Here is a 14493-nt window from a genome sequence, read left to right as displayed (position 1 = left end):
AGCGCTTTCATTTTTTATAATTGTAAATGAACTTAACCTAAGAAGCAGGAGGATGGAAGATGAATATCCACGAGTATCAAGGTAAAGAAATATTTCGTTCAATGGGCGTAGCAGTTCCAGAAGGACGAGTAGCATTTACTGCTGAAGAAGCAGTGGAAAAGGCGAAAGAATTAGATTCAGAGGTTTATGTGGTTAAAGCACAAATCCACGCTGGGGGTAGAGGTAAAGCAGGTGGTGTTAAAATTGCTAAATCACTATCTGAAGTTGAAACTTACGCTAATGAATTATTAGGTAAACAATTGGTTACACACCAAACTGGACCAGAAGGTAAAGAAGTGAAACGCTTATATATCGAACAAGGTTGCGATATTCAAAAAGAATATTACGTTGGTTTTGTTATCGACCGTGCAACTGACCGTATCACTTTAATGGCTTCTGAAGAAGGCGGTACTGAAATTGAAGAAGTTGCTGCTAAAACTCCAGAAAAAATCTTTAAAGAAACAATTGATCCAGTGGTAGGTTTATCACCATATCAAGCACGTCGTATTGCTTTCAATATTAATATTCCAAAAGAATCAATTAATAAAGCAGCGAAATTCTTAATTTCTTTATACAACGTATTTATCGAAAAAGATTGCTCTATCGTTGAAATTAACCCATTAGTAACTACTGGTGATGGTGAAGTGTTAGCGTTAGATGCAAAAATTAACTTCGATGATAACGCGTTATTCAGACATAAAGATATCCAAGAATTACGTGACTTAGAAGAAGAAGATCCAAAAGAAATCGAAGCATCTAAATATGACTTATCATACATCGCATTAGATGGTGATATTGGTTGTATGGTAAACGGTGCTGGTTTAGCTATGGCAACAATGGATACGATTAATCATTTTGGTGGAAATCCGGCTAACTTCCTAGACGTAGGGGGCGGCGCTACGAAAGAAAAAGTTACTGAAGCATTCAAAATCATTTTAGGTGATGACAATGTTAAAGGTATCTTCGTAAATATCTTTGGTGGAATCATGAAATGTGATGTCATCGCTGAAGGTATCGTAGCAGCAGTTAAAGAAGTCGAATTAACTTTACCATTAGTTGTACGTTTAGAAGGTACAAATGTAGAACGCGGTAAAGAAATCTTAAATGAATCAGGATTAGCAATTGAACCAGCAGCTACAATGGCTGAAGGTGCACAAAAAATTGTTAAACTTGTTAAAGAAGCGTAAGGAAAGGATGGGAACACTAAGATGAGTGTATTTATAGATAAGAATACTAAAGTAATGGTACAAGGTATCACAGGGTCTACTGCCCTTTTCCATACAAAACAAATGCTTGATTACGGCACACAAATTGTTGCAGGGGTAACACCAGGTAAAGGTGGACAAGTCGTTGAAGGCGTTCCAGTTTACAATACAGTTGCAGAAGCTAAAGAAGAAACAGGTGCAAACGTATCAGTAGTTTATGTTCCAGCACCATTTGCTGCTGATTCAATTCTAGAAGCAGCTGATGCAGATTTAGATATGGTAATCTGTATTACTGAACATATTCCTGTTGTGGATATGGTTAAAGTTAAACGCTATTTAGAAGGTAGAAAAACACGTTTAGTAGGACCAAACTGCCCAGGCGTTATCACAGCTGATGAATGTAAAATTGGTATCATGCCAGGTTATATTCATAAAAAAGGTCATGTAGGAGTAGTTTCTCGTTCTGGTACTTTAACTTATGAAGCAGTTCATCAATTAACTGAAGAAGGCATTGGACAAACAACTGCTGTAGGTATTGGTGGGGACCCAGTTAACGGTACTAACTTCATCGATGTACTTAAAGAATTCAATGAAGATGAAGATACTAAAGCTGTTGTAATGATTGGTGAAATTGGTGGTACAGCTGAAGAAGAAGCAGCTGAATGGATTAAAGCGAATATGAACAAACCAGTTATTGGTTTCATTGGTGGTCAAACAGCACCTCCAGGTAAACGTATGGGTCATGCCGGTGCGATTATTTCTGGTGGTAAAGGTACTGCAGATGAAAAAATTAAAACATTAAATGAATGTGGTGTTAAAACTGCAGATACACCTTCAGAAATCGGTACTACATTAATCGAAGCAGCTAAAGAAGCTGGTATTTATGAAGAATTATTAACAATTAAATAAATATGAATAATTTCTAATTAAACATTGCCTAGACTCTTATTGACAGTCTCTATTCGAAGTTGATATTAAATTTATTAATTTCGAATGGAGACAATCAATTGTTACAGAGTCTAGGTTTTTGTTTTTTTTTATATAGTTTTGCAAAATTTATTAACAATTTTATTGAATAGTGATATTCTAATTATAAATAAGTATTAAGGAGTAAACATCATGATATTAAAACAACACAGATAATAAATTTCTTTCATTTAGAAATAATCAATGAATAAAGCATCAATAAATGAAAGAGAGCTCAAAAAAATGAAATTTACTAAATTGAATATTAACGAATATAGATCCTTTGTAGAACAACAATTTTCGCATTATACTCAGATTGAAGAGTTATATAAATATAGGAAAGCACGAAATTTAGGGGTTCATATTGTCGGTGTCAAAGAAAGCGGTAACGTAGTTGCTGCCTGTTTATTAACAGATGCACGTATATTTAAGGTGTTTAAATACTTTTATACCCATCGAGGACCAGTGATGGATTTTACTAATTTAGCGTTAGTTGAATTTTTCTTTAAAAAATTAACGAATTATGTACGTATGCGAAGAGGTGTTTTCATACTAGTTGACCCTTATGTCTTGGAGAATATAAGAAGTGCTGACGGTGAGATTATAGAACACTTTAACAATAAACAGTGGTTCAAGGTGATGTATAAATTAGGATACCAACATCAAGGTTTTACAACTGGCTACTCAGCTATGAGTCAAATAAGATGGCATTCTATATTAGATTTAAAAGATAAAAGTGAACAACAATTATTAAAAGACATGTCATATCAAACCAGACGTAACATTATGAAGACAATTGAAATGGGTGTGCAAATTAAAACTTTATCAATAAAAGAAACTAATAGATTTTATCGACTGTTTCACATGGCTGAAGAAAAACATGGTTTTCATTTTCAAGAAGAACCTTATTTCAAACAAATGCTTGAAATTTATGGTGATAAAGCATGTATGAAGTTAGCTTATATTGATTTAAATAAATATATAAATTTATTAAAGCAACGAGCGATAGAATTAGAAGAGAAAATGACTAAAATTAAACAATCATTAAACGTGAATGCTAATTCAAAAAAGACAAAAACAAAATATCAGCAATTAAATCAACAACTAGAAAGCCTTTATAATAAAATAGCAAAAACTGAACAATTAATCATTACGGATGGTACATTACTTGATTTAGCTGCTGCATTGTTTATTTATAACAATCACGAAATGTACTATTTATCAAGTGGTTCTAATCCTAAATACAATGAATTTATGGGTGCCTATTGTCTACAATGGGATATGATACGCTACGCAAAAGAGAAAGGCATAGAGCGTTATAATTTCTACGGCATAACTGGCGACTTTGGTGAGGATGCAGAAGATTATGGTGTTCAACAATTTAAAAAAGGATTCAATGCATTTGTAGAAGAATATGTAGGCGATTTTATTAAGCCAGTAAATAAATTGTTGTATAAATTATATAGGAAATAATAAATGAGGTAGAGATGATATAGATATAAATCTCTACTTTTTACTTTTATAAAAGCTAGTTTACATAAGTAAATCTTCTATTTTACTCATTAAGTTTTAATTTTATTTCGATAATGAAATGTATTTATAATGAAATATCAAATTGACAGAATTACTTTATAATGAGATTAAAGGAGAAGACATCATGACTAACAACGATGAATTATTATTAAAAATGCGATGGGTTGGTTATTCTACCCATCAGATACACCACTTACTTTCGTTATATCCTGACTATTTTAATTTGTCTTATAAAGATCAAAAAGATACTTTAAGGATATGGGATGAAATATACAATCATAATAAGCTAATAGACAAATTTATTGATATAGATTTAAGTGAAATTTTAACCTTCTTAAAAGATAATGATGTGAGATATGTTACATTCTTAAACCCCAATTATCCTAAGCTACTTAAAGAAATATACGATTTTCCTCTTCTCATATTTTACCGTGGAAATGTAAAGTTATTAAATTCTACTAATACTCTAGGTGTTGTTGGGTCTCGCACTGCTACTAATTATTCTGCAAGAGCATTACAATATTTATTTCCTCATTTTAAACGAATACCACTAACGATTATATCTGGATTAGCTAAAGGTGCAGATAGCTTAGCACACCATTTTGCAATAAAATATCAACTTCCTACAATAGCTGTATTAGGATATGGACATATGATACATTATCCGAAAGAAACACTAAAGTTACGCAATATTATTGAAGAGAAAGGGCTTGTTATTAGTGAATATCCACCATTTAAAAAGATTGCTAAACATCACTTTCCACAACGTAATCGTCTGATAAGCGGTCTTTCTAGAGGTGTACTAATTACTGAAGCACGGGTGAAGAGTGGTAGTCAAATTACTATAGATTGTGCGCTAGAACAAAATCGAAATGTTTATGTATTACCTGGATCAATATTTAATCCTTTAACAAAAGGTAACTTACTACGTGCTCAAGAAGGTGCTATGATTATATCCGAGGCAGAAGATATATTATATGATTATCATATACTGTAATTAAATAAGTTGTGTCTTGAATGGTTAAAACTTACATTTCTCAATAAGAATATTTGTGTAATTTATATTACTAAATTTAATTAATGATTGAATAAAAATTGCGTTAAAAGAATTTAAAGATTGACAAAATCAAAATTAACCGTTTATCATTTATCTTTAGTACTCGAAAAAGCAAGGGGGAATTCACTTTGGCAGATAATTTAGTCATAGTTGAGTCGCCTGCAAAAGCTAAAACCATTGAAAAGTATTTAGGTAAAAAATATAAAGTAATAGCTTCTATGGGACATGTGAGAGACTTACCAAGAAGTCAAATGGGTGTCGATGTAGAAGATAACTATGAACCAAAATATATTACAATTCGCGGTAAAGGTCCTGTTGTTAAAGACTTAAAGAAATATGCTAAGAAAGCGAAAAACGTTTTTCTTGCAAGTGACCCCGACCGTGAAGGTGAAGCGATTGCTTGGCATTTATCAAAAATTTTAGAACTTGACGATTCAAAAGAAAATAGAGTTGTATTTAATGAAATTACAAAAGATGCAGTAAAAGAAAGTTTCAAACATCCTCGTGGTATAGAAATGGATTTAGTAGACGCGCAACAGGCACGTCGTATTTTAGATAGACTAGTTGGTTATAATATTTCTCCAGTATTATGGAAGAAAGTAAAAAAAGGATTATCAGCAGGTAGAGTTCAATCAGTCGCATTAAGATTAGTGATTGATCGTGAAAATGAAATTCGTAATTTTAAACCTGAAGAATATTGGTCAATTGAAGGAGAATTTAGATATAAAAAATCTAAGTTTACTGCTAAGTTTCTACATTATAAAAATAAACCTTTTAAATTGAAAAATAAGAAAGACGTTGAGAAGATCACAGCTGAATTAAATGGTGACGAATTTGAAATCACTAATGTAAACAAAAAAGAAAAAACTAGAAACCCAGCTAACCCTTTTACAACGTCTACACTACAACAAGAAGCTGCACGTAAATTAAACTTTAAAGCACGTAAAACGATGATGTTAGCACAACAATTATATGAAGGTATTGACCTTAAAAGACAAGGTACAGTTGGTTTAATTACTTATATGCGTACCGATTCTACTCGTATTTCTCAAACAGCTAAGGATGAAGCTAAGTCTTACATTGAGGAGAAATATGGTAAAGATTATATTTCGAATAGAACAGCTAAAGGTAAGCAAGGAGATCAAGATGCCCATGAAGCTATTCGTCCAACGAGTACGTTACGTACACCGGACGAAATGAAAGCATATTTAACTAGAGACCAACATCGTTTATATAAATTGATTTGGGAAAGATTTGTAGCTAGCCAAATGGCCCCAGCAATTTTAGACACGGTAGCTTTAGATGTTACACAAAATGACATTAAGTTTAGAGCTAATGGTCAAACAATTAAATTTAAAGGTTTCATGACTTTATATGTTGAAGCGAAAGATGATAAAGAGAATGATAAAGAAAATAAATTGCCGAATTTAAGCGAGGGCGATAAAGTAACTGCTACTCAGATTGAACCAGCACAACACTTTACTCAACCGCCTCCACGTTATACAGAAGCACGTTTAGTTAAAACTTTAGAGGAACTAAAAATCGGTAGACCTTCAACATACGCACCTACGATTGATACTATTCAAAAACGTAATTACGTTAAACTTGAAAGTAAACGATTTGTACCTACTGAACTAGGCGAAATTGTATATGAGCAGGTTAAAGACTATTTCCCTGAAATTATTGATGTAGAGTTTACAGTAAACATGGAAACTTTACTTGATAAAATTGCCGAAGGAGATATTGGCTGGCGAAAAGTAATTGATAATTTCTATGGAAGTTTCAAATTAGATGTTGAACGTGCTGAAGATGAAATGGAAAAAGTAGAAATTAAAGATGAACCAGCTGGGGAAGATTGTGAAGTATGTGGATCACCAATGGTTATCAAAATGGGACGTTATGGTAAATTTATGGCTTGTTCAAACTTCCCGGATTGTAGAAATACTAAAGCAATTGTAAAAACCATTGGTGTTAAATGTCCTAAATGTAAAGATGGCGACGTAGTTGAAAGAAAATCTAAGAAAAATAGATTGTTTTACGGTTGTTCAAATTATCCAGATTGTGACTTTATCTCATGGGATAAACCTGTAGGTCGCGACTGTCCTAAATGTAATCACTACTTAATGGAACATAAAAAAGGACGTAGTTCACAAGTAATATGTTCAAACTGTGATTATAAAGAAGAAGTTCAAAAATAGAAAAATAATTTTTTAGGAGGGTGACTATGAGTCAAAAAGTTAATGTCGTTGGTGCAGGTTTAGCTGGTTCAGAAGCAGCTTATCAATTAGCACAGCGTGGAATTAAAGTAAACTTAATAGAAATGCGTCCTGTTAAACAAACACCAGCACACCATACTGATAAATTTGCTGAATTAGTTTGTTCTAATTCATTACGTGGTAATGCACTGACTAATGGTGTAGGTGTCTTAAAAGAAGAAATGAGACGCTTGGATTCACTTATTATAGCTGCAGCTGATAAAGCTAGAGTGCCTGCTGGAGGTGCTTTAGCGGTTGATAGACATGATTTTTCGGGTTATATTACTGAAACATTAAGAAATCATCCAAACGTGACAGTTTTAAATGAAGAAATTCATAGTATTCCTGAAGGTCATACGATTATTGCAACAGGTCCATTAACAACTGAGAATTTGGCTAAAGAAATTGTTGATATTACCGGTAAAGACCAATTGTATTTTTATGATGCAGCTGCTCCAATTATCGAAAAAGAGTCAATTGATATGGATAAAGTGTATTTAAAATCACGTTATGATAAAGGCGAAGCCGCTTATTTAAATTGTCCTATGACTGAAGAGGAGTTTAATCGTTTCTATGGCGCTGTGCTTGCAGCGGAAGTAGCACCTACTAATGAATTTGAAAAGGAAAAATACTTTGAAGGTTGTATGCCATTTGAAGTGATGGCTGAACGCGGTCGTAAAACATTATTGTTCGGACCAATGAAACCAGTTGGGCTTGAAGATCCTAAAACTGGTAAACGCCCATTTGCAGTTGTGCAATTGAGACAAGATGATGCAGCGGGCACCTTATATAACATTGTTGGTTTCCAAACTCATTTAAAATGGGGAGCTCAAAAAGATGTAATCCAATTAATTCCAGGATTAGAAAACGTAGATATCGTACGATATGGTGTGATGCATCGAAACACATTTATAAATTCTCCTGATGTTTTAAATGAGAAATATGAATTAATTAATGAAGATAGAATTCAATTTGCTGGACAAATGACTGGGGTTGAAGGCTATGTTGAAAGTGCTGCAAGCGGTCTTGTAGCAGGCATTAACTTAGCGCATAAACTATTAGGTAAAGGTGAAGTCATTTTCCCTAGGGAAACAATGATAGGTAGTATGGCTTATTATATTTCGCATGCTAAAAATGAAAAGAATTTCCAACCAATGAATGCTAACTTTGGATTGTTACCTTCACTTGAAAAACGTATCAAAGATAAAAAAGAAAGATACGAAGCTCAAGCAAATAGAGCTTTAGAATATCTTGAAAATTATAAGAAGACACTATAAAATTTATATGAAATTTTAATTAAAATAAAAGACTATTTATTCGATATATTAAATAATTCTCAAAAGATTTTGAATTCTATAGCTAATTATTTTAGTCCCCTTTATATTATATGCTACAATGCATATGATGGAGGGGATTTTTAAGTGGAAGAAATCCAAGAAATATTCTTAAATATGCTTAAAGTTGAAAGAAACTTCTCCGCCCATACCTTAAAATCATATCATGATGATTTAGTACAATTTAATCTTTTTTTAGATCAAGAATTGCTAGATCTTAAAACATTTGAATATAAAGATGCAAGAAATTATTTGAGTTTTTTGTATTCTCAAAATTTGAAACGAACTACTGTATCACGGAAAATTTCTACATTAAGAACGTTTTATGAATTTTGGATGACGCAAGATGAAACGATCGTTAATCCATTTGTACAGTTAGTTCATCCTAAAAAAGAACAATATCTACCACAATTCTTTTATGAAGAAGAGATGGAGGCTTTGTTTAAAACAGTTGCGAAAGATTCTAAAAAAGGGTTAAGAGATAGAGTTATTTTAGAATTATTATATGCGACTGGGATTCGAGTTTCAGAATTAGTGAATATTCAACTCAACGATATTGATATGTCTTTGCCTGGTGTGAAAGTACTAGGAAAAGGTAATAAAGAACGTTTTGTTCCTTTTGGAGAATTTTGCCGTCAAAGTATTGAACAATACTTAAATGAGTTCAAACCTATTCATAATGTTAATCACTCATTTCTTATTGTAAATCTTAAAAGTGAGCCTATTACTGAAAGAGGCGTTAGATACGTCCTTAATGATATTGTCAAACGTACAGCTGGTGTTACTAATATACATCCACATAAGCTCAGACATACATTTGCTACACATTTATTGAATCAAGGAATGGATTTAAGAACTGTTCAATCTTTACTTGGTCATGTCAATCTTTCTACGACTGGAAAGTATACACATGTATCGAATCAACAATTACGTAAAGTGTATTTAAATGCACATCCTCGAGCGAAAAAGGAGAGTAAATAAATGAGTAAAACATCATTACATGCAACAACAATTTATGCAGTAAGACATAATGGTGAAGCGGCTATGGCTGGTGACGGTCAAGTAACACTTGGTGAACAAGTGATAATGAAACAAACTGCTCGTAAAGTTAGAAGACTTTATGAAGGTAAAGTGTTAGCAGGATTTGCCGGAAGTGTTGCTGACGCATTCACTCTATTTGAAAAATTCGAAACTAAACTACAACAGTTTAGTGGTAATTTAGAGCGTGCAGCAGTTGAACTAGCTCAAGAATGGCGCGGTGATAAACAACTACGTCAACTTGAAGCGATGTTAATCGTTATGGATAAAGATGCAATATTGGTTGTTAGTGGTACTGGTGAAGTTATTGCTCCAGATGATGATTTGATTGCAATTGGATCTGGTGGTAACTATGCACTCAGTGCGGGTAGAGCTTTAAAACGACACGCTAGCCAATTATCTGCTAAAGAAATGGCTTATGAAAGTTTGAAAGTTGCATCTGACATTTGTGTATTCACAAATGATAACATTATTGTGGAAACGCTATAATTTTCAAAAAATGGAAATGAATATAAATGGACATACATTTAGTTGGAGGTAAAAATATATGGATGCAAACGGTATTAAATTGACACCTAAAGATATCGTATCTAGATTAAATGAATATATTGTTGGTCAAGACGACGCAAAACGTAAAGTTGCGATTGCGTTAAGAAATCGATATAGAAGAAGTCTACTTGATGAAGAAACGAAACAAGAAATTGCACCTAAGAATATCTTGATGATAGGGCCAACGGGTGTAGGTAAAACTGAAATAGCACGACGAATGGCTAAAATTGTTGGTGCACCATTTATTAAGGTGGAAGCGACTAAATTTACTGAAGTTGGCTATGTTGGTCGTGATGTTGAGAGTATGGTAAGAGATTTGGTTGATGTTGCAGTGCGATTGGTTAAAGTTCAAAAGAAATCTCTAGTTAAAGATGAAGCAACTAATAAAGCTAATGAAAAGTTAGTTAAATTATTAGTACCTAGTTTAAAGAAAAAAGCATCTCAAAATAATAATCCATTAGAATCTTTATTAGGAGGCGCACTTCCAAACTTTGGTAATAATGAAGAAGAGGAAGAAGAAACGCCAACAGAGGAAATTAAAACTAAACGTTCTGAAATCAAAAAACAACTTCTAGATGGTAAACTAGAGGAAGAGAAAGTAAGAATAAAAGTTGAACAAGACCCGGGTGCACTAGGCATGTTAGGTACTAATCAAAATCAACAAATGCAAGATATGATGAGTCAACTTATGCCGAAACGCAAAGTTGAGCGTGAAGTGCCTGTAAAAACTGCTCGTAAAATTCTAGCTGACGACTTTGCAGATGAATTGATTGATCAAGAAACTGCAAATCAAGAAGCATTAGAATTGGCTGAGCAAATGGGTATCATATTTATTGATGAAATTGACAAAGTAGCAACTAATAACTCGAATAGTGGCCAAGACGTATCTCGTCAAGGCGTTCAAAGAGACATCTTGCCAATCCTCGAAGGTAGCATGATTCAAACTAAGTATGGTACTGTAAATACTGAACATATGCTATTTATTGGTGCTGGGGCGTTTCACGTTTCTAAACCAAGCGACTTAATTCCTGAATTACAAGGACGTTTTCCAATTAGAGTAGAACTTGAAAGTTTAACAGTTAATGATTTCTATAGAATTTTAACTGAACCGAAACTCTCTTTAATTAAGCAATATGAAGCGTTGCTTCAAACTGAAGATGTTACGGTGAACTTTTCTGAGGAAGCGATTACAAGATTAGCTGAAATGGCATATCAAGTTAACCAAGATACTGATAACATTGGAGCACGTCGTTTACACACAATATTAGAAAAAATGCTTGAAGATTTATCTTATGAGGCACCAAGCATGCCAAATGCAGTTGTAGATATAACACCACAGTATGTTGATGATAAGTTGAAATCTATTTCAACTAACAAAGATTTAAGTGCATTTATTTTATAATATAAATAAAGGAGAAATTTTATGAGCTTATTATCTAAAACTAGAGAATTAAATACACTATTACAAAAACATAAGGGTATTGCAGTTGACTTTAAAGACGTTGCTCAAACAATAAGTAGCGTTACTGTAACAAACGTATTCATTGTTTCACGTAGAGGTAAGATTCTAGGTTCAAGTTTAAATGAATTACTTAAAAGTGAAAGAATTAACGAAATGTTAGAAAGTAAACATATTCCAAGTGAATATACTGAATTATTAATGGATGTTAAACAAACTGAATCTAACATTGATATCGATAATGAATTAACTGTATTTCCACCAGAAGATAAAGAAGTATTTATCAATAGCCGTACTACAGTCTTCCCAATTTTAGGTGGCGGTGAAAGACTAGGTACATTAGTGTTAGGTCGCGTTCAAGACGATTTTAATGAGAATGATTTAGTATTAGGTGAATATGCAGCAACAGTTATTGGTATGGAAATCTTACGTGAAAAACACAATGAAGTTGAAAAAGAAGCACGAGATAAAGCTGCTATCACTATGGCAATTAATTCATTATCTTATTCTGAAAAAGAAGCAATCGAGCATATCTTTGAAGAGTTAGGTGGTAATGAAGGATTATTAATCGCTTCTAAAGTAGCTGATAGAGTTGGTATTACACGCTCAGTAATCGTTAATGCTTTACGTAAACTTGAAAGTGCCGGTGTGATAGAATCACGATCCTTAGGGATGAAAGGTACATTTATTAAAGTGAAAAAAGAAAAATTCTTAGACGAATTAGAACGTAATAAATAGAAGCCAGTTTTAGTTACTATTTTATAAACTTATATTTAAACACTGTTGATTGATAATATTTAAGAATCAGCAGTGTTTTTTCGTGATTTAATCGTAATTACTGTTAAATAAGGCATTGCGTTGAAGTTAATTATGTGATATCATTATTGACGGCTATAAAGCCAATACACACATAAGAAACGAAAATATAGAGGGTGCAATCATTATTATATGTATTGTCTTTATATTAGTTTGTTATGGAGGTAAAAAACCAATAGGAGGAATTTAAAATGGCAGTAATTTCTATGAAACAATTACTAGAAGCTGGTGTTCACTTCGGTCACCAAACACGTCGTTGGAACCCAAAAATGAAAAAATATATCTTCACTGAAAGAAATGGTATTTATATCATTGACTTACAAAAAACAGTGAAAAAAGTTGAAGAAGCTTATAACTTCATTAAACAAGTATCAGAAGATGGCGGTAAAGTCTTATTCGTAGGTACTAAAAAACAAGCACAAGAATCAGTTAAAGCTGAAGCAGAACGTGCTGGACAATTCTATGTTAACCAAAGATGGTTAGGTGGAATTTTAACTAACTATAAAACAATTTCTAAACGTATTAAACGTATTTCTGAAATCGAAAAAATGGAAGAAGACGGTTTATTCGACGTTTTACCTAAAAAAGAAGTTGTTGAACTTAAAAAAGAATATGACCGTTTAATCAAATTCTTAGGCGGTATTCGTGATATGAAAACGATGCCTCAAGCATTATTCGTAGTTGACCCTCGTAAAGAGCGTAACGCGATTGCTGAAGCACGTAAATTAAATATTCCTATCGTTGGTATCGTTGACACTAACTGTGATCCTGATGAAATTGATTACGTTATCCCAGCGAACGATGATGCTATACGTGCCGTTAAATTATTAACTGGTAAAATGGCTGACGCTGTCTTAGAAGGTCAACAAGGTATTTCTAACGATGAAGTAGCTGCAGAACAAAACGTCAATTTAGATGAAAAAGAAGAAACTCAAGAAGCAGAATCAACTGAAGAAAACACTACTGTTGAATCAAACTAAGATATAGTTTAAATGGGTGATAAGATGTAATGCTTATCGCCCTTTTTTCAAATAATAAATTAAATGTTTCATAGTTCAGTCTTAATGAAACCTTTATTATATTCAACTTAGTAAATGATTGTGTTGGCATACGAAAAGTATTCAACACTAAACACAATTTTAAAAAAATAATAATTAAATGATAATAGAGATTGGAAATTATAGTAGCTTTAATGGTAATATTTAATTATCATCTATTATCACAATTAGAAATATTGGAGGAATAATTAATGGCAATTTCAGCAAAACTTGTTAAAGAATTACGTGAAAGAACTGGCGCTGGTATGATGGATTGTAAAAAAGCGCTAACTGAAACTGATGGTGACATCGATAAAGCGATTGATTACTTACGTGAAAAAGGTATCGCTAAAGCAGCTAAAAAAGCGGACCGTATCGCTGCAGAAGGTTTAGTACATGTAGAAGTTAAAGGTAATGAAGCTGCAATCGTTGAAATCAACTCTGAAACAGACTTCGTTGCGCGTAACGAAGGTTTCCAAGAATTAGTTAAAGAAATTGCTAATCAAATACTTGATAGCAAAGCTGAAACAGTTGACGCTTTATTAGAAACTAAATTATCAAGTGGTAAAACAGTTGACGAAAGAATGAAAGAAGCAATCTCAACTATCGGTGAAAAATTAAGCATCCGTCGTTTCGAAATCAGAACTAAATCTGACAATGATTCATTTGGTGCATACTTACACATGGGTGGACGTATCGGCGTATTAACAGTTGTTGAAGGTTCTTCTGATGAAGAAGCAGCTAAAGACGTTGCTATGCACATTGCTGCTATTAATCCTAAATATGTTTCTTCTGACCAAGTAAGTGATGAAGAAATTAACCATGAAAAAGAAGTATTAAAACAACAAGCATTAAATGAAGGTAAACCTGAAAATATCGTTGAAAAAATGGTTGAAGGTCGTTTACGTAAATATCTTCAAGAAATTTGTGCAGTTGACCAAAACTTCGTTAAAGATCCAGATCAAACAGTTGAAGCTTTCTTAAAATCAAAAGGTGGAAAACTTGTAGACTTCGTTCGTTATGAAGTAGGCGAAGGCATGGAAAAACGTGAAGAAAACTTTGCTGACGAAGTAAAAGGACAAATGAAATAATCTGTCGACATGATTAAACAAGAAAGAAGGCACCTTTGAGGTTTTCTACTATAAAGTATAGCTTTATGTTAGAAGACGCGTTCGTGTCTTCTTTACTTGTATATATTACATATT

Annotated in this window: 12 protein-coding genes; all 12 read left to right on the top strand. The window is 32.9% G+C overall.

The window, feature by feature from the left end; translation table 11 throughout:
• Positions 1-59 precede the first annotated feature (59 nt).
• The 12 genes from sucC to HYI43_07685 all read left to right on the top strand — a co-directional run bounded on the left by sucC (position 60) and on the right by HYI43_07685 (position 14379).
• Entirely contained in the window at positions 60-1226 is a 1167-nt protein-coding gene (gene sucC, locus HYI43_07740) for an ADP-forming succinate--CoA ligase subunit beta (protein UDI78439.1), read from the top strand.
• Positions 1227-1247: 21 nt separating this feature from the next.
• The gene (sucD, locus tag HYI43_07735; GenBank protein UDI78438.1) at positions 1248-2153 is read left to right on the top strand and encodes a succinate--CoA ligase subunit alpha; all 906 of its coding nucleotides are present in this window, start codon (positions 1248-1250) and stop codon (positions 2151-2153) included.
• Between the two features lie 300 nt (positions 2154-2453).
• Positions 2454-3683 (top strand): aminoacyltransferase, encoded by a 1230-nt coding sequence (locus tag HYI43_07730; protein UDI78437.1) that lies wholly within the window; start codon positions 2454-2456, stop codon positions 3681-3683.
• A 184-nt stretch (positions 3684-3867) separates the two neighbouring features.
• Positions 3868-4740, top strand: coding sequence for a DNA-protecting protein DprA (gene dprA / locus HYI43_07725; protein UDI78436.1), 873 nt, complete (start codon positions 3868-3870; stop codon positions 4738-4740).
• Positions 4741-4928: 188 nt separating this feature from the next.
• Positions 4929-6998: a type I DNA topoisomerase gene (topA, locus tag HYI43_07720; protein ID UDI78435.1), complete on the top strand. Its 2070-nt coding sequence runs from the start codon at positions 4929-4931 to the stop codon at positions 6996-6998.
• Positions 6999-7024: 26 nt separating this feature from the next.
• Entirely contained in the window at positions 7025-8332 is a 1308-nt protein-coding gene (gene trmFO / locus HYI43_07715) for an FADH(2)-oxidizing methylenetetrahydrofolate--tRNA-(uracil(54)-C(5))-methyltransferase TrmFO (GenBank protein ID UDI78434.1), read from the top strand.
• 144 nt (positions 8333-8476) lie between these two features.
• A complete protein-coding gene (gene xerC, locus HYI43_07710) occupies positions 8477-9370 on the top strand; it encodes a tyrosine recombinase XerC (protein ID UDI78433.1) in 894 nt (297 codons plus the stop codon).
• A complete protein-coding gene (hslV, locus tag HYI43_07705) occupies positions 9371-9916 on the top strand; it encodes an ATP-dependent protease subunit HslV (GenBank protein ID UDI78432.1) in 546 nt (181 codons plus the stop codon). It abuts the gene before it with no gap.
• A 58-nt stretch (positions 9917-9974) separates the two neighbouring features.
• Positions 9975-11378: an ATP-dependent protease ATPase subunit HslU gene (gene hslU, locus HYI43_07700; protein UDI78431.1), complete on the top strand. Its 1404-nt coding sequence runs from the start codon at positions 9975-9977 to the stop codon at positions 11376-11378.
• A 21-nt stretch (positions 11379-11399) separates the two neighbouring features.
• Positions 11400-12173 carry a GTP-sensing pleiotropic transcriptional regulator CodY gene (gene codY, locus HYI43_07695; GenBank protein UDI78430.1) on the top strand — a complete coding sequence of 258 codons (774 nt, stop codon included), beginning with the start codon at positions 11400-11402 and terminating at the stop codon, positions 12171-12173.
• Between the two features lie 269 nt (positions 12174-12442).
• Positions 12443-13231: a 30S ribosomal protein S2 gene (gene rpsB, locus HYI43_07690; GenBank protein ID UDI78429.1), complete on the top strand. Its 789-nt coding sequence runs from the start codon at positions 12443-12445 to the stop codon at positions 13229-13231.
• A 269-nt stretch (positions 13232-13500) separates the two neighbouring features.
• Positions 13501-14379, top strand: coding sequence for an elongation factor Ts (locus HYI43_07685; GenBank protein ID UDI78428.1), 879 nt, complete (start codon positions 13501-13503; stop codon positions 14377-14379).
• The last annotated feature ends 114 nt before the right edge of the window (positions 14380-14493 follow it).

It is taken from the genome of Staphylococcus taiwanensis (genome assembly GCA_020544305.1).
GTDB classification, from domain to species: domain Bacteria; phylum Bacillota; class Bacilli; order Staphylococcales; family Staphylococcaceae; genus Staphylococcus; species Staphylococcus taiwanensis.
The sequence above is the reverse complement of the archived record's forward strand: the minus strand, read 5'-3'. Positions and strand labels throughout refer to the sequence as shown.